The organism is Ruegeria sp. AE3, assembly GCF_056542225.1.
The window spans coordinates 147,738-169,252 of record NZ_JBQFZL010000003.1; the positions used below are offsets into that span (position 1 = coordinate 147,738).

21 protein-coding genes are annotated in these 21,515 nt (G+C 56.4%); 6 read left to right on the forward strand and 15 right to left on the reverse strand.

What is annotated here, in order from left to right:
* Window positions 1-117 precede the first annotated feature (117 nt).
* Complete coding sequence (locus tag ACR0NZ_RS09420; RefSeq protein WP_480518463.1) at window positions 118-2,178, reverse strand: methylmalonyl-CoA mutase family protein; 2,061 nt, start codon at window positions 2,176-2,178, stop codon at window positions 118-120.
* Between the two features lie 51 nt (window positions 2,179-2,229).
* On the opposite strand from ACR0NZ_RS09420, the gene ACR0NZ_RS09425 reads away from it, so the two are divergent.
* From ACR0NZ_RS09425 to ACR0NZ_RS09450, 6 genes are all read left to right on the forward strand, one after another.
* Complete coding sequence (locus tag ACR0NZ_RS09425) at window positions 2,230-3,594, forward strand: 1-acyl-sn-glycerol-3-phosphate acyltransferase (protein ID WP_480518465.1); 1,365 nt, start codon at window positions 2,230-2,232, stop codon at window positions 3,592-3,594.
* Between the two features lie 134 nt (window positions 3,595-3,728).
* Complete coding sequence (gene ccrA, locus ACR0NZ_RS09430; protein WP_480518467.1) at window positions 3,729-5,012, forward strand: crotonyl-CoA carboxylase/reductase; 1,284 nt, start codon at window positions 3,729-3,731, stop codon at window positions 5,010-5,012.
* Between the two features lie 367 nt (window positions 5,013-5,379).
* Entirely contained in the window at window positions 5,380-6,099 is a 720-nt protein-coding gene (locus ACR0NZ_RS09435) for a helix-turn-helix transcriptional regulator (protein WP_480518469.1), read from the forward strand.
* Window positions 6,100-6,181: 82 nt separating this feature from the next.
* Window positions 6,182-6,820: an acyl-homoserine-lactone synthase gene (locus tag ACR0NZ_RS09440; RefSeq protein ID WP_480518471.1), complete on the forward strand. Its 639-nt coding sequence runs from the start codon at window positions 6,182-6,184 to the stop codon at window positions 6,818-6,820.
* Between the two features lie 60 nt (window positions 6,821-6,880).
* Window positions 6,881-8,422 (forward strand): ATP-dependent DNA helicase, encoded by a 1,542-nt coding sequence (locus ACR0NZ_RS09445; RefSeq protein WP_480518473.1) that lies wholly within the window; start codon window positions 6,881-6,883, stop codon window positions 8,420-8,422.
* Window positions 8,410-9,138 (forward strand): SDR family oxidoreductase, encoded by a 729-nt coding sequence (locus ACR0NZ_RS09450; RefSeq protein WP_480518475.1) that lies wholly within the window; start codon window positions 8,410-8,412, stop codon window positions 9,136-9,138. Before ACR0NZ_RS09445 ends, ACR0NZ_RS09450 begins: the two co-directional genes overlap by 13 nt.
* A 3-nt stretch (window positions 9,139-9,141) precedes the next feature.
* Here the strand turns inward: ACR0NZ_RS09450 and ACR0NZ_RS09455 are convergent, their stop codons facing one another.
* The 14 genes from ACR0NZ_RS09455 to trpS all read right to left on the reverse strand — a co-directional run bounded on the left by ACR0NZ_RS09455 (window position 9,142) and on the right by trpS (window position 21,493).
* Window positions 9,142-9,909: a TIGR02186 family protein gene (locus ACR0NZ_RS09455; RefSeq protein WP_480483180.1), complete on the reverse strand. Its 768-nt coding sequence runs from the start codon at window positions 9,907-9,909 to the stop codon at window positions 9,142-9,144.
* Window positions 9,910-9,911: 2 nt separating this feature from the next.
* The gene (locus ACR0NZ_RS09460) at window positions 9,912-10,832 is read right to left on the reverse strand and encodes a sulfite exporter TauE/SafE family protein (RefSeq protein ID WP_480518477.1); all 921 of its coding nucleotides are present in this window, start codon (window positions 10,830-10,832) and stop codon (window positions 9,912-9,914) included.
* A 91-nt stretch (window positions 10,833-10,923) separates the two neighbouring features.
* Window positions 10,924-11,847: a sulfite exporter TauE/SafE family protein gene (locus tag ACR0NZ_RS09465; protein WP_480483182.1), complete on the reverse strand. Its 924-nt coding sequence runs from the start codon at window positions 11,845-11,847 to the stop codon at window positions 10,924-10,926.
* Window positions 11,848-11,937: 90 nt separating this feature from the next.
* Window positions 11,938-12,906: an ABC transporter permease gene (locus ACR0NZ_RS09470; protein ID WP_480475132.1), complete on the reverse strand. Its 969-nt coding sequence runs from the start codon at window positions 12,904-12,906 to the stop codon at window positions 11,938-11,940.
* Window positions 12,906-14,000, reverse strand: a complete 1,095-nt coding sequence (locus tag ACR0NZ_RS09475) for an ABC transporter permease (RefSeq protein ID WP_480475134.1) — start codon at window positions 13,998-14,000, stop codon at window positions 12,906-12,908. Before ACR0NZ_RS09475 ends, ACR0NZ_RS09470 begins: the two co-directional genes overlap by 1 nt.
* Before the next feature lies 1 nt (window position 14,001).
* Window positions 14,002-15,531 carry an ABC transporter ATP-binding protein gene (locus ACR0NZ_RS09480; RefSeq protein WP_480475136.1) on the reverse strand — a complete coding sequence of 510 codons (1,530 nt, stop codon included), beginning with the start codon at window positions 15,529-15,531 and terminating at the stop codon, window positions 14,002-14,004.
* Window positions 15,532-15,626: 95 nt separating this feature from the next.
* Entirely contained in the window at window positions 15,627-16,625 is a 999-nt protein-coding gene (locus tag ACR0NZ_RS09485; RefSeq protein WP_480486668.1) for a BMP family lipoprotein, read from the reverse strand.
* Between the two features lie 158 nt (window positions 16,626-16,783).
* Entirely contained in the window at window positions 16,784-17,197 is a 414-nt protein-coding gene (locus ACR0NZ_RS09490) for a GNAT family N-acetyltransferase (RefSeq protein WP_480518479.1), read from the reverse strand.
* A complete protein-coding gene (gene tsaB, locus ACR0NZ_RS09495; RefSeq protein WP_480518481.1) occupies window positions 17,194-17,784 on the reverse strand; it encodes a tRNA (adenosine(37)-N6)-threonylcarbamoyltransferase complex dimerization subunit type 1 TsaB in 591 nt (196 codons plus the stop codon). The genes ACR0NZ_RS09490 and tsaB overlap by 4 nt, the downstream gene beginning before the upstream one ends.
* Entirely contained in the window at window positions 17,774-18,337 is a 564-nt protein-coding gene (locus tag ACR0NZ_RS09500; protein ID WP_480475144.1) for a NifU family protein, read from the reverse strand. Before ACR0NZ_RS09500 ends, tsaB begins: the two co-directional genes overlap by 11 nt.
* Before the next feature lie 69 nt (window positions 18,338-18,406).
* Window positions 18,407-19,000 carry a DsbA family protein gene (locus tag ACR0NZ_RS09505; protein WP_480518483.1) on the reverse strand — a complete coding sequence of 198 codons (594 nt, stop codon included), beginning with the start codon at window positions 18,998-19,000 and terminating at the stop codon, window positions 18,407-18,409.
* Window positions 19,001-19,009: 9 nt separating this feature from the next.
* Window positions 19,010-19,465: a universal stress protein gene (locus tag ACR0NZ_RS09510; protein WP_267366250.1), complete on the reverse strand. Its 456-nt coding sequence runs from the start codon at window positions 19,463-19,465 to the stop codon at window positions 19,010-19,012.
* A gap of 76 nt (window positions 19,466-19,541) precedes the next feature.
* Window positions 19,542-20,405 (reverse strand): branched-chain amino acid aminotransferase, encoded by an 864-nt coding sequence (locus ACR0NZ_RS09515; RefSeq protein ID WP_480483196.1) that lies wholly within the window; start codon window positions 20,403-20,405, stop codon window positions 19,542-19,544.
* Window positions 20,406-20,464: 59 nt separating this feature from the next.
* On the reverse strand, window positions 20,465-21,493 hold the full coding sequence (gene trpS / locus ACR0NZ_RS09520; RefSeq protein WP_480518485.1) for a tryptophan--tRNA ligase: 1,029 nt from the start codon (window positions 21,491-21,493) through the stop codon (window positions 20,465-20,467).
* Window positions 21,494-21,515: the final 22 nt, after the last annotated feature.

Below are 21,515 nucleotides of genomic sequence, written 5' to 3' on the forward strand. Positions count from 1 at the left end.
CTCCGAAGGATATTATTTACGGTGCACTTGAGTGCGCACCGTAATTATAACGAATGGTTTATTCCATCCCAAATATCAAAAGGGAAGAAACGGGGAATTAAGGGTCTAAAACCTCAGTTACTCGGCTGCGAGGTTTTTGGGGTCAACCAGTGTTACGATATCGCTCATGATCGCATTAAGTTCAAAGTTTTTGGGGGTGTAAACCTTGGCTACACCCATGGCTTTCAATTTTGCGGCATCGTCATCCGGAATAATTCCGCCAACAACCACGGGAATGTGAGACAAGCCAGCCTTCTGCAGCCGATCCATTACATCTTCGACCAAAGGCAGATGGCTACCGGACAGGATCGACAACCCGATGACATGTGCGTCATCGTCGCGGGCTGAGGTGACAATTTCTTCCGGGGTCAGCCGGATACCCTCATAGCTGATATCCATGCCGCAGTCGCGGGCACGGAACGCGATTTGTTCGGCGCCGTTGGAATGGCCGTCCAATCCCGGTTTTCCAACCAGAAATTTCAGGCGTCGCCCCAGTTTGTCGCTGACGGCATCAACCGCCGCGCGCAGGTCATCCAACCCTTCGGTTTTGTTCGAGACCGATCCGGAAACGCCGGTCGGACCACGATAAGTGCCGAAGACCTTGCGCATCTCTTCGGCCCATTCGCCGGTGGTCACACCCGCCTTGGCAGCGGCAATGGACGGCTCCATGACGTTTGCTCCTGTCTGAGCCGCTTGGCGCAACGCGGCCAAGGTCGCTGCAACAGCCGCTTCGTCCCGCTCAGCCCGCCACGCATTCAAGCGGTCGATCTGTTCCTGTTCCACGGCAGGATCAACGACCATGATGCCGCCATCTTCAGTCTGAAGGGGGGAAGCCTCGCCTTCCATCCATTTGTTCACGCCGACAACGACGGTTTCGTTGCGTTCGATCCGGTTCAGACGTTCGGCGTTGGAATCCACAAGGCGGGATTTCATATACTCAATAGACGCAACCGCACCGCCCATCGAATCCAGGTTCGCCAGCTCTGCCCGCGCGCCTGCTTTCAATTCTTCGACCTTGGCATCAACAGCCGGGTTGCCATCGAACAGGTCATCGAATTCCAACAGATCAGTTTCATAGGCCAGAATTTGCTGCATCCGCATGGACCATTGCTGGTCCCAGGGGCGTGGCAGGCCAAGTGCCTCGTTCCATGCAGGCAACTGCACCGCGCGGGCGCGCGCGCTTTTCGACAGCGTCACGGCCAGCATTTCAATAAGGATGCGGTATACGTTGTTCTCTGGCTGCTGTTCGGTCAGGCCCAGTGAGTTTACCTGCACACCATAGCGGAAGCGGCGGAACTTTGGGTTCTCAACACTATACCGCTGTTGCAGAATTTCATCCCAAAGATCAACAAACGCGCGCATTTTGCACATTTCGGTAACAAAACGGATTCCTGCATTCACGAAAAACGAAATCCGACCACACAGCGCCGGAAAATCTTCGACCGGAACACGGGGGCGCAGCTCGTCCAGCACGGCAATGGCTGTTGCCAGCGCATAAGCAAGTTCTTGTTCCGGTGTCGCGCCTGCCTCTTGCAGGTGATAGGAACACACATTCATCGGGTTCCACTTGGGGACATTGGAATAGCAATACTCAGCCACGTCTGCGATCATCTTCAGCGACGGTTTTGGCGGGCAAACATAAGTGCCCCGGCTCAGATATTCCTTGATCAGGTCGTTCTGGACCGTGCCCTGCAATTTGGAAACGTCAGCGCCTTGTTCCTCGGCCGCGGCGATGTAAAGGGCTAGCAACCAAGGGGCGGTCGCGTTGATCGTCATTGACGTGTTCATCTGTTCCAGCGGAATCTGATCGAACAAAACCCGCATATCGCCCAGATGGCAGACGGGCACCCCGACCTTGCCAACTTCGCCACGTGCCAACGTGTGGTCACTGTCATATCCGGTCTGGGTGGGCAGATCGAAGGCAACCGAAAGACCGGTTTGCCCTTTGGCGAGGTTGCCACGATAAAGCGCGTTCGAGGCCTTGGCGGTGGAATGACCGGCATAGGTCCGGATGAGCCAGGGGCGATCTTTCTGCATCTGCGTCATGAAGGGGCCTCGCGTTTCGGTGGGCAATAAAATTACGTCCTGAGGTTCTAAAGCGCAATTTTCGGGACATGTCAATTCGCTGCGTTGCGGCATCCTGCAATTGTTCAGATTGTGAGCAGCTGCGATTGGTGGCAAGGTGCGGCCATGACGCAAACCGTGGAACTTCCGCTTTGGCTTTTTGTGCTGATCGTGGTCTTTGCCATGGTTACTTTCGCTTCACATTTTCTGTTCCCGTCAGTCCGATGGTTTTTCCGCCGCCGGTTGGAACGTGCCGTGGCGCGTTTGAACCAGCGCCTGCAACGTCCGATCCAACCGTTCAAGCTGGCCCGTCGGCACGACATGATTCAACGGCTGATTTATGATCCGCAGGTTGGTAAAGCGGTTCAGCATCACGCCCTCGAAACTGGAATACCCGAAGCCGTTGCGTCCGAGCAGGCACGCCGCTATGCCCGCGAGATCGTGCCGTCCTTTTCCGCCTTCGCCTATTTCAGTTTTGCGATCCGGCTAGCCCGGCTGTTAAGCAACACGTTCTACGAGGTGCGGCTTAGCTACGAGGACGAAGACGCGGTCAGGACAATCGACCCTGATGCAACCGTTGTTTTTGTGATGAACCACAGAAGCAATATGGACTACGTATTGGTTACATATCTGGCGGCCCCGCACTCTGCTTTATCCTACGCAGTAGGAGAATGGGCGCGGGTTTGGCCGCTGAGCCAGTTGATCCGGGCAATGGGGGCCTACTTTATCCGGCGCAAGTCAGGCAGCGAGCTCTACCGGCAGGTTTTGTCCACCTATGTGCGCCATGCGACCGAAGCCGGTGTTACGCAAGCCATGTTTCCAGAAGGTGGTTTAAGCCTGACAGGAGCGCTCGCCCGCCCAAAGCTTGGATTGCTCAAGTATATAATGGATGGGACGACGTCGCAGGGGCGTGATGTCGTATTCGTTCCTGTCGCTTTGAATTATGACCGCGTGCTTGAAGACACCATTCTGACCCGCGCAGCGTTAGGAACAGAACGTCGTTTTCGGGCCCGGATCGGGGTCATCACGCGTTGGATTCTCAAACAGTTCTGGCGGCGAGTGATCGGGCGTTACAAGCGGTTTGGGCTGGCATCGGTCCGGTACGGAATCCCGATTTCTCTGAAAGAGTTCCGGGCCGAGGGCAGTGATGACATGATGACCGATCTGGCGCGCACATTGATGCAGCGTATCCAGAACGCGATCCCGTTGGTCCCGGCCCCTGCGGCTTGTTTGCTGATACGTGACAATGGGCCGATGGCGGAACAGGATCTGCGGTCCTGTATTCAGGCGATGATGGAACGTGACGGTAAGCAGACCCAAGACAATGCGTCGGCCATATCAAGCGCTTTGGATCAGTTGATTGAACGACGGATACTCAAGCGGCAGGGGCATATTCTTTCCGAATCTGGGCAACGCGGTGATTTGCTGGAGTATTATGCAGCATCTGTACCGGTTTCCGCGCGCCCTTCTGTTTCTGCGTCTGCAAAATAATTTCTGCGACCGCTGGGTCATAAAATTACAATTTTGCATCAAAAACGGTTGCAATATTTCGCGATGGCCAATATTTCATCTGATAAAGCACGCGATTCTGCGTCGCGGCAAAAGTATTGAAAAAGGAGGCCAGCATGGCTTTGGACACCGAAACCGGTATCGCGTCGTATGAGGCACCTGAAAAAGACCTCTATGAAATGGGTGAGATCCCTCCGATGGGATATGTCCCGAAACAAATGTACGCATGGGCCATCCGAAAGGAACGCCATGGCGAGCCAAACACTGCAATGCAGCAGGAAGTGGTAGATGTACCCACGCTGGACAGCAATGAGGTACTTGTTCTGGTGATGGCAGCAGGCGTTAACTACAACGGTGTCTGGGCTGCACTGGGCCAGCCGATCAGCCCCTTCGATGGCCACAAGGCACCGTACCATGTCGCAGGCTCTGATGCATCGGGTATCGTCTGGGCTGTTGGCGACAAGGTCAAGCGGTGGAAGGTTGGCGATGAAGTTGTCATCCACTGCAACCAGGACGATGGCGATGACGAAGAATGCAACGGCGGCGACCCAATGTACTCGACCAGTCAGCGGATCTGGGGCTATGAAACACCTGACGGCTCGTTCAGCCAGTTCACACGCGTGCAAGCTCAGCAGTTGATGCCGCGCCCCAAGCACCTGACCTGGGAAGAAGCGGCGTGCTACACGCTGACACTAGCGACAGCTTACCGTATGCTGTTTGGTCACGAACCGCACGACCTGAAACCGGGTCAGAACGTTCTGGTCTGGGGTGCCTCGGGCGGTCTGGGGTCTTATGCTATCCAGTTGATCAACACATCCGGGGCAAACGCGATCGGGGTGATTTCGGACGAAAGCAAGCGCGATTTCGTCATGGGTCTGGGCGCAAAAGGGGTTTTGAACCGCCGCGACTTTAATTGCTGGGGCCAACTGCCCACGGTCAATACGCCTGAATACGCCGAGTGGTTCAAAGAGGCCCGCAAGTTCGGCAAGGCGATCTGGGATATCACCGGCAAGGGCAACAATGTCGACATGGTGTTCGAGCATCCGGGCGAAAGCACCTTCCCGGTCTCGACCTTCGTGGTGAAAAAAGGCGGCATGGTTGTGATTTGTGCGGGGACGTCCGGGTTCAACTGCACATTCGACGTACGTTACATGTGGATGCACCAGAAACGCCTGCAGGGTTCGCATTTTGCCCATCTGAAACAAGCGGCAGCGGCGAACAAGCTGATGGTCGAGCGCCGTCTGGACCCCTGTATGTCCGAGGTGTTTGCCTGGAACGACCTTCCGGAAGCACATATGAAAATGCTGCGGAATGAACACAAGCCGGGCAACATGTCTGTGCTTGTTCAGGCGCCGCGTACCGGGCTGCGCACACTCGAAGAAGTTTTGGACGCAGGCTGAAACAGTTCAGGACCTTAGACAAAAACCACCCGCGAATCGCACTGCCGGTTCGCGGGTGGTTTGCTGTTTGCAGACCTTTTTCATGGTTTCAAATGCTTGCGATTATTACTCCCGCTATTTTTGGGGAGTAGAAACCGGTGAATAGGTCGAAAAAGATCATACATGTTATGGTTGTGTTAACGCTTCGTTAACTGTTTCAGAGAGACCCTGATGGCGCAAAATGAGTGGATATTGGACGTACTATCGGACCTCAACGCTTTTGCCGTTGCGAATGGGTTGAGCGCGCTTGCAGAACAGCTTGATGATACAAGGCTGATTGCGGCGGCCGAGATCGCGTCCCTAAAGAACGAGGCACGGGCGCCCGCGGATGGGAACGAAAACCGATTTGGGTCAAATCCTTCAGGATTTGGAAAACACCAGCACGCTTGAAGAGCTCAGCACCGTTGCCGAATGTCTGCGAGACACTTTGAAGGTCGCACATCTGACATATCACTGGGTTGACGGCGCGGGGGACCAATACGGCTATACGACCTACTCAGACGCCTGGGACGAACGATACAGGGAAAAAAACTATCATCGTATTGATCCTGTAATTCTGGGGTGTTTCCAGCGATTTCACCCGGTTGACTGGAAGTCTCTGGACTGGTCCAGCAAGGTGGCCAAATCATTCCTTCAGGATGCCCACGACCATGGGGTCGGCAATCAGGGATACTCGATCCCGATCCGAGGGCCAAACGGCCAGTTCGCTCTTTTTACCGTTAACCATAGTTGCGACGATCAAACTTGGCAGACCTTCATCTCGACCTTTGGGCGCGAGTTGATTCTTGTTGCGCACTATATCAATCGCAAAGCGCTGGAGTTTGAAAAAGACAGGCAACCGGATGCAACGCGCAGCCTGTCGCCCCGTGAAATCGACGCCATTACCCTTTTGGCACTGGGTTACAGCCGCGCTCAGGTGGCGCATTCCCTGTCGATTTCCGAACACACGTTACGCGTTTACATTGAAAGCGCCCGATCGAAACTCGGAGCCCTTAACACGACCCACGCAATAGCAACGGCACTCAGCCGGGGATTAATAGTCGTTTAAGGGCAAAGCGTCCTCAAAACGCAATATTAACCACGACTCTGTACCCCCTTCGTTCCTGCACAGGACGACAAGGGGAAAAGTCATGTTGCGTTATCTATATGCCGATGAGTTACACAGATTTCCGACTCTGGCTGAGGGGATGTTCAAGGATCGCGCAGATCAGTTCAAAACCCGGTTGGGGTGGGACGTCCATGTCAACAAAAAAGGAGAAGAGCGGGATGAGTACGACGACCTCAACCCGCTTTATGTCATCTGGGAAGAACCGGATGGCAGCCATGGTGGGTCAATGCGGGTATTGCCGACAACCGGCCGGGTAATGATCAATGAGGTGTTTGGGCATCTCAACGGTGGAAAGCCGATTTGCAGCCCTCTGATCTGGGAGGTGACCCGGTTCTGCCTGTCCCGCACAGCCAGCCCGCACACTGCCGGGGCCATCATGCTCAGCGGCGGTGAGATGATGGAGGGCTTTGGCCTGACGCATATTGCCGGTGTATTTGATGCCCGCATGATCCGGATCTATCGTCTGATCGGGTCGTCCCCCGAGGTTCTTGGAACCCAAGGCACAGGGCGTGACCAGATCTCGGTCGGGCTATGGCCCTATTCAGCGGATGATTGCAACCGCGTGGCCGAACGGGCGGGCATCCCGCGTGAGCTTTCGCGCATGTGGTTCAATGCAGCTTTCGGGCGATCCAAACTGCACCGATTTGCCCTGTCTGCCTAAGGACCGGAAAACGCAAATCCGCATCTGGTGATGGTTGGCGCGGCCCTGTAGGGTCGCGCCATGTCTTTGCCGAATGTGACCTTCTCAGATGATCAGGCCGCCGCGTATGACAGCATCGCCGAGATGCTGCGCTCAGCCGGTGTCGACCTGGAGGACGATGCCCTTCTGAAACTGCCGGGGGCAGGGAAGTCTGGCGTGATGGCTGTGATCGGCAAGGCCGGGTCCGGCAAGACGTTGCTGTTGGCCAAACTTTACAAAGCGCTGGCTGAGACCGGTGTTCAGGTCGTGTCCGGCGACTACGAAAGTCGTAAATCCAGAGACAAGCGCAGCCTTGCTATTCTGGCCCCTACGAACAAAGCCGCAAGTGTTCTGCGCCTTCGAGGTGTTCCGGCAACCACAATTCACCGCATCCTTTATACGCCGGTCTATGACCCGGAATACGAGCGTATCGCCGAATGGCTGGCCGGAAATGACGAGCGCCCCGAGATCGAAGGTCTGACAGACGAAGCTTTGGACCGTGCTGCTGCGTTTTATCGTAACAACAAATCGATTCCCGGAGCGCTGGCCGCTGCCGGATTGCGCGGATCTGACTTCATTACAGGTTGGAAACGCCGCGAGGAACCGCTGGACATCGGGTTTGTCGACGAGGCGTCGATGCTGGATGATCGTCAGTTCGAAGACCTGAAAGAGATATTCCCGACCCTTCTGCTGTTCGGTGATCCCGCACAGCTGGCTCCGGTCAATCAGTCCGGCAGCATGGTGTTTGAAGCCTTGCCCGAACCACGAAAGCTGACGCTTCAGCGGGTACATCGGCAAGACGCGGATAACCCGATCCTGGACCTGGCGCACGCTCTTGCCAATCCGTCGATGGGATTTGAAGAATTTGAGCGTTTGGTCGAAGACACCGCCCGCCGGGATGACAGGGTCGTTTGGGGGCAGCGGGTCGAAGTTGATCTGATGGCGCGCAGCCCGGTTCTGGTTTGGCGCAACGCCACGCGCATTCGTTTGATACAGGCGTTCAGGCAAGTTCATGGCGCACCGGATACGGAGCTTTTGGAAGGTGAGCCGCTGATCTGCGACGGGATCGAGTTGCCGTTGAAGCACCGCAAAAAGCGGTTGGATCTTGAGGCGCGCGGCCTGATCAAGGGGGCCCAGGTTGTCTATCTTGGTCCCGGTCGCAAGCCGGGGTTTTCTCGCTTGCATGTGATCGGGGCCGAAGACCCACAGGTCAGCGCCGCGTCGATTGTCCAGATCGAAAAACCGGATGAGGAAGAGCCCTTCATTCCTTTTGCCGCCCGTATGGGGGCGACGTTTTTGCACGGGGCTGCGGTGACGATACACAAGGCACAAGGATCACAGTGGGACACGGTTCAGGTGTTTGCCCCTGACATTTACGCCGCCGCCCGGATGGGCCGTACTGAGGCCGGGCAGCCTTTGTGGAAGCGTTTGGCTTATGTCGCGATCACCCGCGCACAGGAGCGTTTGATCTGGGTGGTTCGCAATCGATTGTCAAAACCCACCCACCCGTTGCAGATAGATGATTTGCGCGCGGTCCCCGCAGTTTCACTCGCACTGGAGGCAGAAGAGACATGGGTTCCATAATCGTAACTGGTGCAAGCTCTGGCATCGGTCGGGCCACCGCCGAGCTTTTTCTGGCGCAGGGCTGGACGGTCGGGCTGCTGGCGCGCAGCGCGGACAAGCTGAATGCCCTCGCGCAAGAATACCCGGCGGCCATAGCAATGCCCGCCGATGTGACCGACCCGGACGCAGTCAAACAAGCGTTCCACGCCTTCATGGATCGGACAGGGCGACTTGATGTTCTGTTTAACAACGCTGGTATTTTTGCCCGCGGGGGCACAATCGACGAAATCGCGTTGGACGATTGGTATCAAACCGTCAACGTCAACTTGAACGGTATGTTTCTATGCGCGCGTGAGGCCTTTGGGATCATGCGTCATCAAAGCCCGCAGGGCGGGCGGATCATCAATAACGGCTCGATTGCAGCGCATGTTCCGCGTCCGAATTCTGTACATTATTCGGCGACCAAACATGCCATTACGGGGCTGACGCGCAGCCTTTCACTGGATGGACGATCCTTTGGAATTGCATGTGGTCAGATCGATATCGGCAACGCACGCACGCAGATGGTTCAGGATCTGGTGGATGCGGCGCAGGCGGCAGGCCAGACGCCGGACCCAACCATGGCGGTTGAAGATGCCGCGCGTTCCGTTCTGCATATGGCCACCCTGCCGCCCGAGGCGAATGTGCAGTTCATGACGGTCATGGCCACGACCATGCCCTATATCGGCAGGGGGTGAGTGTCAGTTTTCCCGCAACAGTCGGAACGCTGTCGACGCGCCCCAACCCGCGGCAATTGCGATAACCAATGACATCAGCCCGTACCAAACGGGTTGCTGACGGGACATATTGTACAGAAACCGCTCCAACCCGACTTTGCGGACGTCGATTTTGGTTTCGTATTGCGATACAACCTCTCCTCCGCGGGTCAGGAAGATCCGAGCTGAGTAATCCCCTTCGGTCAGGTCCGCAGGCATGTCAATTGACGTCCGGAACAAGGTTTGTTCGTCCACGGCCACAGTGTTCTCGCGGATGGAATACAGCTGTTCAGATTCACGGATACGGATCACGGCATCTGCAAAATCCTGAGCACCACGGATGTGCATCGCCGCTCCGACCGACCGGATCGCGCGTTCGATCGAAATGCGGTGACGCAGGTCTTCGGTATCGGTCAGAATTTGATCCAACGGTTCGCTGGTGGCAACTGCGTAGAAACTTGGTGCCAGGTCGACCAGAACGCTATCGGTGTTTACCCAAATCCCAAGCTTTCGCTCTTTGCGGCGAACCGTTACGGGCTCGGACGGGCCTGCAACCGCTACAATAACCGCGACTGGTGGGCCTGGCGGAATGGGTGATTCCCGTTTGATGGCCCCGAAAATGAGGATCTCAGACCCGTCAAAGTCGGCAGTGATCGCAACACGATCCTGGCTGAGGCCCAGGACGACCTGCTCTTCATCGGCTGCGGCGGGCAGGCAGAACAGGCACAAAGCGGCAAAGACATAGCGCAGCATTCTTAATGCCCCCCGCTGTTGCCAAGCGAATAAAGCTCGGATGGTTCAAGAAGCAAATCAAGGGCCAGCTTGCCGCAGACGACCAGAACCAGCGCCGCCAACAGAACGCGTAGTTGTTCTGCCGGCATGCGCGAACCGATTACGGTTCCGATCTGGGCGCCAATGACGCCCCCGACCAGCAGCAAAACCGCCAGGACAATGTCCACTGTATAGTTGGTGGTCGCGTGCAGCATCGTGGTAAATGCGGTTACGAAGATGATCTGAAACAACGATGTGCCGACAACGACTTTCGTGGGCATTCCCAGCAGGTAAATCATCGCCGGGACCATGATGAAGCCGCCACCGACCCCCATAATCGCGGACAAGACCCCGACGCTTAGACCAACTACAACCGGTGGAATGACCGAGATATAAAGACCTGATGTGCGAAAGCGCATCTTGAAGGGCATCGAATGAACCCAGCCACGTTGGCGGCGCTTGGCTGGAGCTGCCCCGCCTTTCTTGGCTTTGCGCAGCGCCCTCAGGCTTTCGATGAACATCAGGCTGCCAATGATACCAAGGAAGACCACGTAACAAAGGGTTACCAGAAGGTCGACTTGGCCCAGGCTTTTTAGATAGTTAAAGACAACAACGCCCAATGCAGCCCCGACCAGACCGCCTATCAACAAAACCGTACCCATCTTGAGGTCAACGGTCTTTCGTCGAAAATGGGCAAGCACCCCGGAAAAGGACGATGCAACAATCTGATTGGCCTCTGTCGCAACCGCAACAGCCGGTGGTATGCCAATGAAAAACAGCAGCGGCGTCATGAGAAACCCGCCGCCGACCCCGAACATCCCCGACAGAATTCCAACCATTCCACCCAGACCAAGGAGTAGAAATGCATTTACCGAGACTTCGGCTATGGGCAGGTAAATATGCATGATACCGTCACTTTGCGCTGGGTCTTGGCTTGCCTTCTATCAAACTCGAATTCAAGAGCGGTTATTGTCGTGTGGTACGGGGAAAACAACATCATACCCCTCCAGGCTCTGCCAGAGAAAAGATCTCCAACGGCGGCAATAAAAGGTCAAATCCGATCTTTCCGGCAACGCCCATGACCAGCAACGCCAACAAAATGCGCAGCTGTTCGGCTTTCAGACGTGCACCGATCTGCGTCCCCAATTGCGCGCCCAGAACGCCGCCAAGCAACAAGAACAGGGCAAGCACTATGTCGACGCTGAAATTTGTCGACGCATGTATCATGGTTGTGAAACCGGCGACGAAAATGATCTGGAACAGGGATGTCCCGATAACCACTTTGGTCGGAATGCCAAGAACATAGATCATCGCGGGTACCATGATGAACCCGCCGCCGACACCCATGATCGCTGACAGGATGCCAACACCAAACCCGACCAGAGCAGGTGGTATGACCGAGATGTACAGGCTTGATGCCCGAAACCGCATCTTGAAGGGCAGTGCGTGAACCCATGTACGCTGGCGTCGCTTGGGGGCAGGTTGATACCCGGACTTTCTGGCTTTTCGGATGGCGGCAAGGCTTTCAATGAACATCAGGGTTCCGATGGCCCCCAGAAACACGACATAACAAATCTGTACAGCCAGATCGACCTGTCCGAGATGCTTGAGAAAATTGAAAACCACCATACCCAGGGCCGCGCCAAACAACCCTCCGGTCAGCAAAACGCTTCCCATTTTCAGGTCCACGGTCTTGCGCCTGAGATGCGCCAACAATCCCGAAATGGAGGAAGCGACAACCTGATTGGCTGATGTCGCAACGGCAACCGCCGGGGGAATGCCGATAAAAAACAGCAGCGGAGTGATCAAAAATCCTCCGCCGACACCGAACATGCCAGATAAAACACCGACGACCCCACCGATCCCCAACAGCAGGAATGGGCTGACAGAAACTTCGGCTATGGGAAGGTATACGTGCATACCCTCTTAGAACGGTTGCGGCATGCAAAATCAACTCTGCATGCCGCCTTGCAGCGAACAGGACTGAAACTCCATTCGGAACTGGCCTTATCAGCGCTCTTTGATGTAGGGCTCTCCGCCTGCCCGTGGTGGCACGGCCTTGCCGACAAAACCGGCCAGAATAACAACTGTCAGGATATAGGGCAGGGCGTCCATCACCTGGACCGGAATCACTACGCCACCAAGATCGATGTTTTGGAACCGAAGTGCTACCGCCTGAAGCAGGCCAAACAGCAAACAGGCCCACATGGCGTGCCACGGGCGCCATTTGGCAAAGATCAAGGCGGCCAGCGCAATAAAGCCACGACCAGCGGTCATTTCCTTGACGAACCCCGCCTGCAAAGCCGTCGCCAGATAAGCGCCCGCGATACCACAAAGTACGCCACAGATCGCGACGGCTGCGAAGCGCAGGCCAACCACGGATACACCTGCCGTGTCGACGGCTGCCGGGTTTTCACCCACAGCCCGCAGGCGCAGGCCGAACCGTGTGCGGAAAAGCACCCACCACGTTGCTGGAACCATCAGGAATGCCACATAAACAAGGATCGAATGGCCCGAGAGCAGTTCGGAATAGATCGGGCCGACAATCGGAACCCCTCCAAGCGCATCGGCAAATGGAAAGTTGATAGGCTCGAACCGGCCGCCACCAAAGAGCGAGGGCGTTCGACCGCCCTGTTGGAACCAGCTTTGGGCGACAAGAACTGTCAGGCCCGAGGCGAGAAAGTTTATTGCGACACCCGAAATCAGCTGGTTGCCCCGGAAGGTTATCGATGCCAACCCGTGCAGCCCTGACAGCGCCAATGAGGATCCGATGCCTGCCAGCAAGCCCAGCCAGACTGAACCCGTAACCGCCGCGACAGCCGCAGAAAAGAACGCAGCCACGAGCATTTTGCCTTCCAGCCCGATGTCGAAAATGCCAGCCCGTTCCGAATACAGACCGGCCAAACAGGCCAGCAAAAGAGGCGTGGATAGGCGGATGGTCGAATCCAGAACCTGGATGAGGGTTACAAAGAAGTCCATTACTCTGCCCTCTTCCGCATACCAAGGAACAGTTTCTCAAGCGGCATCCGTACCATGTTGTCCAGCGCACCGGTGAACAGGATCACCAGCGCCTGAATGACTACGATCAGCTCGCGCGGGATCGATGCCCACAGGGCCAGTTCCGCCCCGCCCTGATACAGGAACCCGAACAAAAGCGCGGCCAGCAATACGCCGAAAGGATGTGAGCGCCCCATAAGGGCCACGGCAATCCCGATGAACCCAGCGCCTTCGGTCGAGTTCAGGACAAGGCGCTCCGCCTCGCCCATGACGTTATTGATGGCCATCAAACCTGCCAGCGCACCCGAGATCAGCATCGCAACAATAGTAATGCGAACCGGTGAGATACCGGCATAGACCGCGCCGGTTTCAGAGTGGCCATAAGCTCGGATTTCATAGCCCAGCCGGGTCCGCCAGATCAGCGCCCAGACGACGACACAGGCCAGCAACGCGATGAAGAATGTAATGTTTACCGGAGCCCCCCGGAACACCACGTTTTCTGCGGTCGAGAACATTGACTGGAAAGTTGGCAGATGGACGGTTTCGGGGAATCGCGCGGTTGCCGGGTCCTGCGACCCTTGCGGGCGCATGATGTTGACCAACATGTAGTTCAGAAAGGCAGCGGCAATGAAATTGAACATGATCGTGGTAATCACGATATGGCTGCCGCGCTTGGCCTGAAGATAGGCTGGGATAGCGGCCCAAAACGCACCGAACAGCATTGATGCCGCGCAGGCCGCAAGCAATGCAATGCTCCAATGCGGCCAGTCGACGTACAGGCAAACCATGGCCACCCCAAGACCGCCCAACATCGCCTGACCTTCGCCACCAATGTTGAACAAGCGGGCGTGGAATGCGACGGCGACCGCAAGGCCGGTAAACATGAAGTTTGTCGCGTAATAGAGCGTATAGCCCCAGCCATAGGTTGACCCCAACGCGCCTGTAACCATCAGCTTAACAGCTTCGACGGGGTTTTCTCCGATGGCGAGGATGACTAGCGCAGACAGGAAAGCGGCCAGCAACAGACTGATCAGCGGGATCAGAACGACATCGGCCCATTTAGGCATTTTTTCCATCCTACGCGGCCTCTCCTGCAACACCGGCCATCAGCAGGCCAAGTTCTTTTTCATCTGTTTCGCTGGGCAGGCGTTCGCCCATGATATGCCCGTCGAACATCACTGCGATCCGGTCGGACAGCGAGAAGATCTCTTCCAACTCAACCGAAACCAGCAGGATCGCCTTGCCTTGGTCGCGCAGGGCAACGATCTGCTTGTGAATGAACTCGATCGCACCAATATCAACGCCACGTGTCGGCTGGCCGACCAGCAGCAGGTCAGGGTTTCGCTCGATTTCGCGGGCAACGACGATTTTCTGCTGGTTCCCGCCCGAAAAGCTCTTGGCGGCAAGCCAAGGATCCGGTGGCCGAACATCGAATTTCTCGATCTTGGCTTCGGTATCAGCGCGCAGCGCGGAATTGTCCATGAACAGGCCACGCTGATAAGCGGGGTCCCGGTGATAGCCAAAGGCCACGTTCTCCCACGCGTGGAAATCCATAATCAGGCCTTCGCGCTGACGGTCTTCGGGCACATGCGCGATGCGCTGTGCACGACGCGCCTGACCGTCTGATCCGGCACCGCTTAGTGCCAGCGGTTCGCCATTCAGCTTGATCGAGCCTTGTCCCGGACGCATCCCGCCCAGAACCTCTAGCAACTCCGACTGTCCATTGCCCGCCACACCGGCAATGCCAACGATCTCACCGGCACGAACGGTCAGGTCGATACCTTTAACCCGTTCAACACCAGCGGAATCAAAAACGCTCAGCTTTTCGATCTCAAGGATGGGTTTGCCCGGCGTAGCAGGCACCTTGTCGACTTGCAGCAAAACCTTACGGCCTACCATCAGTTCGGCCAGTTCTTCAGGGCTGGTGTCTGAAGTTTTCACCGTAGCCGTCATCTGCCCACGGCGCATGACCGAAACGGTATCGGTGTTTTCCATGATTTCGCGCAGCTTGTGGGTGATCACGATGATCGTTTTCCCTTCGGCTCGCAGACGATCCAGGATACGGAACAGCTGGTCAGCCTCTGCCGGGGTCAGAACGCCAGTCGGTTCATCCAGAATCAGAATCTCGGCCTTGCGATACAATGCCTTCAAAATTTCGACACGCTGCTGCATCCCCACACCGATCTCATCAATGCGTTTGTCGGGGTCAACGAACAGTTCGTATTCTTCTTCCAGTTCTTTCAGTTCTTTGCGGGCCTTGGCCAGAGACGGAGCCAGAAGGCCGCCATCTTCGGCACCCAGAACGATGTTTTCCAGAACAGTGAAATTCTCCACCAGCTTGAAGTGCTGAAACACCATCCCGATGCCCGAGGCGATAGCCGCCTGGCTGTCAGGGATTTCGGTCTTTGTCCCGTTGATCCAAATTTCACCTTTGTCGGCTTTGTAAAAGCCGTAGAGGATGCTCATCAGCGTGGATTTGCCCGCACCGTTTTCACCGATGATCCCATGGATCGTACCGGGGGCGACGCTGATTGAGATGTCTTTGTTGGCCTGAACCGGCCCAAAGGATTTGGAGATCCCTTTGAGCTCAATGGCGGGGACGGTCATGTCTTACCCTCAACTGCCGAAAAGCCCATCCGGCAGGTGGCACGGATGGCAGAGTGGATGGCGGGGCGGAAGGGTTCCTTCCGCCCCGCGCGATATCAGAACTGCAGTGCGGGGCAGCTGTCGTTTTCGTAATAGCTGACAACGGTGATATCGCCGTTGATGATGGCTTTGCGGGCTTCTTCCACCGCATCGTTCATTTGGACCGAAACAAGCTCTTTGTTGTTATCGTCCATGGCGACGCCTACACCTTCTTCGGCCAGTCCCATGGTGAACACGCCGGTTTCTACGGCGTCACCTGCTTTCATCGCGTCATACACCGCGACGTCCACACGTTTCAGCATCGACGTCAGGACCTTGCCCGGATGCAGGTGGTTCTGGTTGCTGTCCACGCCGATCGACAGGATGCCTTCGTCGGCTGCCGTTTGCAGAACGCCAACACCTGTACCGCCAGCCGCGGCATAGATCACGTCAGCACCCTGGCTGATCTGTGCTTTTGTAAGTTCCGAACCTTTTACCGGGTCGTTCCATGCCGCAGGGGTGGTGCCGGTCATGTTGGCGACAACATTGATGTCCGGGTTCACGGCTTTGGCGCCTTGTGCGTATCCGCAACCAAAGTGGCGGATCAGCGGAATGTCCATACCGCCGATAAAGCCAACGGTTCCCGATTTCGATGCCATCGCTGCCATCATGCCAACCAGGTACGATCCTTCATGCTCGGCAAAGCCGATCTGGCGGATGTTGGGGATGTCCAGCCAGTTCACGTCGACAGCCACGAATTTGGTTTCAGGATAATCGCCTGCAACGGCCGACAACGGATCGGCCATACCAAAGCCCATGGTGATGATCGGATTGGCACCTGATTCTGCGAAACGGCGCAGAGCCTGTTCGCGCTGTGCTTCCGACTGGATCTCGATCTCGCGGTACTCGCCGCCGGTCTCATCGGCCCAACGCTGCGCGCCATTATACGCGGCTTCGTTGAAAGATTTGTCGAACTTGCCGCCCAGGTCAAAGATCAGCGCCGGTTCGGCGAAAGTTGCACCTGCGGTCAGAGCGACAGCAGCGGCAGCACCCATCAAGGATTTCATCAGGGTCATTTAAGTCTCCCATTTTTTTTGTTGGCACGAGGTAAGATTAGCCCCGTTTACCCACTTTTAGCGAGCATAAGTGTTGTGATGGCGGGAATTAAGGACGTTTGCAACCGTGATGGTCAATTGATTTCTGACCAAATGGTCTAAAAAATCTTTGGTTGCCGTTAGGGCAGTCGGCGTTCCATCACGAGAGCATCGATATTTGGGCCTGTTTTTCTGGAATAATAACCCTTGCGCTGACCGCACTGGCGATACCCGCATCGCCAGTACAAAGCGATTGCTGCAACATTGTCGGCAGCGACGTCCAGAAAAGCGCGGTTTGCCTGCAAAGTGACTGCCCGGTCGTGCCAGTCGTGCATCGCCTGTGACCCGAGCCCTTGTCTTTGAAACGCTGGGTGAGTCGCAATCGTCAGCAACTCTGCCTCACCCGCGATCACCTGAAACAGGACAAAGCAACGGTCATCCCCGACGTAATCAGTGAACCGGTTCTCCAAAAGGCTGGCGAACTCATCGGCAGTCCATGGGCGTGACTGGGTGAACGCCGCTGCATGTGTCGCTGCCATCTCGTAAGGCGTCATTGGTCCAGCAACACAGGCGGCACATCTCGGGACGGGGCCGCGTCCGCAGGTCTGACATATAGCGGGGCTGGAGGCGCACTGACGCTGTGCCATCGTCTTGCGGCAAGTCTGGCAACGGCTTGTACCTGCAATGCGGGGTCGGGGCAGACATACAAAGGCCCATGCTGTTCGGCCTCGCCCAAAGGCAACAGGCAAGGGCCGGTTCCGGGAAGTTGTACATACACCTGTTCGCGCGGCGCAGGGATGGCTGGACGTTGGCTCTCTTCTGCCAGTTCAATCAGAGCATCGAATCCAGAAACACCCACCGCGGGGACGCCAAGGCCCAAGGCAAGGCCCCGGGCGGCAGAGACCGAAATGCGTATACCCGTGAAATTGCCGGGCCCAATCCCAACACCGATTGCGTCCAGATCGGCCCATACGCAACCGGCTTCGGTCAGTACTTCTTGCAACAAGGGTATCAACCGTTCGGCCTGGCCGCGTGCCATGTCTTCGACACGGGATATTGCGATCACACCGCCACGCAACAAAGCGGCCGCGCAATGCGCGGCCGATGTATCAAATGCCAGGATCGTCGGGTCAGACGGCAACTGGTCGAACCTCGGTCACTTCAGGGATGTAGTGGCGCAGCAGGTTTTCGATACCCATCTTCAGTGTCAGGGTCGATGACGGGCACCCCGCGCAGGCACCCTGCATGTGCAGATAGACCACGCCGCGATCAAAGCCATGAAAGGTAATGTCGCCACCATCCTGTGCCACGGCCGGGCGCACGCGGCTGTCCAGCAGATCTTTGATCTGATTGACGATTTCCGCATCTTCTCCGGTATGTTCGGCATGACCCGAGGCCGCTGCCGCGTCGGCACCCATGACAGGCTGGCCGGATTGATAATGCTCCATCACTGCGCCAAGAATTGCAGGTTTGATGTGATCCCACTGAACTTCGTCGGATTTGGTCACAGTGACAAAGTCGTTTCCAAAGAACACACCGGTCACACCGTTTACCGCAAAGATTCGTTTGGCCAGTGGGGACTTATCACCAGCCTCGGCTGTCGGGAAATCCGCGGTTCCAGCCTCAAGCACCGTTTGGCCGGGCAGAAATTTCAATGTGGCCGGGTTTGGGGTGGATTCGGTCTGGATGAACATGAGGCAGCTCCGTCTGAGGTGTTTCTGATATGCGCTCAGGGGTCGGAGAAGTCAATATTTGGAACGATTCTAAATCGTGAGCGAGTAACGAATCGCCTCATCCAGCCGGTCATCTCCCCAAAACAGCTCTGCCCCCGCCACAAAACTCGGTGCGCCGAACAGGCCAAGTGCTTTTGCGCGCGCGGATTGCTCGAACAGCGCAGCTTTGATGCTCGCATCTTTTCGGCGATTCATCACTGCCGCAGGCAGATCTGCCATCTTCAGGCAATCCTCAAGCACGTCTTCGTCGGAGATGTCCCGTCCGTCCCCGAATTCAGCGCTGAAGACAGCCTTTGCGAAGGCAACCCGTTCCTCACCATGCGCAAGGGCCAAAGTCAGGCGCGCTGCGGTGAGGGAGTTTTGCGGGAACGGGTCAGGCCGAACTAACGGCAGCCCGCGTGCGCTGCAAAGACGTTCCATGTCACGCCACATATAGCGCCCTTTGGCCGGATACAGGTTGAACGGCGATGTGCGCCATCCCTGATCCGCGAAAATCGGCCCCAACAGAAAAGGTTGCCAGTCGACCGAGACACCTGTGCTCCGTGCGGCCTGTTCGATTCGCATCGCGCTGAGATAGGAATAGGTCGAGGCGAAGTCGAACCAGAACTGCAACGTCTTCGCCACGTTCGATCCTCAGGTGATTTCTTCCAGCTTTTCCTTGCTCAGATCACCGGGAACAATCGTTATCGGGATCGGCAGGCTGCCAGAGTTCTTTGTGAGCTGGGTCACCAGCGGGCCGGGGCCTTTCTTGTCAGTTCCCGCCCCAAGAACGAGAACGCCGATCTCAGGGTCAGACTGAACATGTTCGATGATCTGCGGCACCGGATCACCTTCGCGAATGGCCAGTTCAGGTTCTACATTCTGTTTGTCGCGCATCCATTTGGCGAAGACTTCGAAATGGGCATGGATACGTTCCCGGGCTTCTTCGCGCATGGTTTCGGCAACACCGATCCAGTGATTGAACTCGTCCGGCGGAATAACCGACAAGATCGTCACGCCGCCACCTGTATGCGCGGCACGCATCGCGGCGAACCGCATTGCGTTCAGGCATTCACGGCTGTCATCCAGAACAACTAAGAACTTACGCATGGGTGTCCTCTTCAATTTTAAGAGATCATGCCCGAGCGTTTGCGTGCTGGCAACTCGGACACGTTCATGTCGATTACTAGCGTTCGCTTGCAGCCCAGTCCCAGTAAAGTGCGCGGGCACGGCGGGCAATTGGACCAACCTGAAACTGTGTGTCTTCTAGCGCAGTCACAGGTGTGATCTTGCTCATATTGCCGGACATGAAAACCTCGTCCGCCTGGTGAAAATCCTCGAAACCCAAGACCGTTTCATGAACTGTAACACCATCCTCGCGCAGATTCTTGATATGTCGCGCCCGCGTGATCCCTGCCAAAAATGTGCCGTTGGGGATCGGGGTAAAGACCTCGCCATCCTTGACCATGAAGATGTTGGCTGTTGCCGTTTCGGCCACATTGCCCATCGCGTCAGCGACCAGTGCGTTCGAGAATCCCTTTGAGCGCGCCTCTTGCAACATGCGCGCATTGTTGGGGTAAAGGCACCCGGCTTTGGCGTTGACCACTGCTGATTCCAGTACCGGGCGACGGAACCGCGTGGTCGACAGCGTGGCTGAAGCCGTTTCCGGTGCCATCGGGATTTCTTCCAGACAGATGGCAAACCCTGTGCTGTTTTCCTGCGGAACGATTGCCGTGCTGTCGCCATCAATGCCCCAATACATCGGGCGGATATAAACAGCTGTGTCAGGGCTGTAGGCTTGCAACCCTTCATGCACCAATTCGACCATCTGTTCGGTTGTCATGGTGGGTGTCAGCATCAGGGCTTCAGCGGACCGGTTCACCCGGGCGCAATGGGCGTGCAGATCAGGGGCCAGCCCGTCGAAATAGCGGGCACCATCGAATACGGATGATCCAAGCCAGGCCCCATGATCCGCTGCGCGCATGATGGGTGTATCCCCGTCATGCCATTGGCCCTGAAAGTAGGTCCGGATGTTTTTGCCGGTTGCCATGACGCCCTCCTCTGGTTCAGGCAGACCCTAGGTGGGCGTCAGGCGAAGGTCCAGTGCATTCAGCGTGATGCCGATCCGACCATACCGACGATTTCATAGGTCTTTTGCAGGATCGGAGCAGCGATCTGGCGGGCGCGTTCGGCCCCGTGAGCCAGAATCCGGTCAATCTCGGCCTGTTCTCCCATAAGGCGCGACATCTCAGTCGAGATTGGGGCCAGCTTGGCGACCGCCAGATCAGCCAGCATCGGTTTGAAATCACCGAACTGCTTGCCGCCAACTTCGGCCAGAACCTGCTCGATGCTTTGTTCGCTGAGTGCTGCGTAGATATTGACCAGATTACGCGCTTCGGGGCGGCCCTCCAGACCTTCGACATCCGACGGCAAAGCGTCAGGGTCGGTCTTGGCCTTGCGGATTTTCTTTGCGATCGCATCTGCATCGTCGGTCAGGTTGATCCGACTCATGTCCGAGGGATCGGACTTTGACATCTTCTTGGACCCATCCCGCAAGCTCATGACCCTTGTCGCTGACCCTTCGATCACCGGTTCGGTGATGGGAAAGAAATCGACGCCAAAATCGTTGTTGAATTTTATGGCGATGTCGCGGGTCAACTCCAGATGCTGTTTCTGGTCTTCGCCAACTGGCACATGGGTTGCGTGATAGATCAGAATATCGGCTGCCATCAGAGCAGGGTAGGCAAACAGGCCAAGCGAAGCGTTCTGCTGGTTTTTGCCAGCCTTGTCCTTCCACTGGGTCATGCGCTGCATCCATCCCATGCGCGCGACACAGTTGAATATCCAGGCCAGTTGCGCGTGTTCCGGCACCTGACTTTGGTTGAACAAGATTGATTTTTCCGGGTTTAGACCGGAAGCGATGTAACCGGCACAAAGCTCCCGCGTTGCATGCTGCAACTCGGTTGGGTCTTGCCAGACGGTGATCGCGTGCAGATCGACCATGCAATAGATAGTCTCAAACTCCTCGCTCTGCATTCTCACCCAGTTCCGAAGCGCCCCGAGATAGTTGCCGAGGTGTAGATTGCCCGAAGGCTGCGCACCAGAAAACACGCGCGGCGTGAATTGGGACTCAGTCATCAAAGGGAACTCCTGTCTGGAA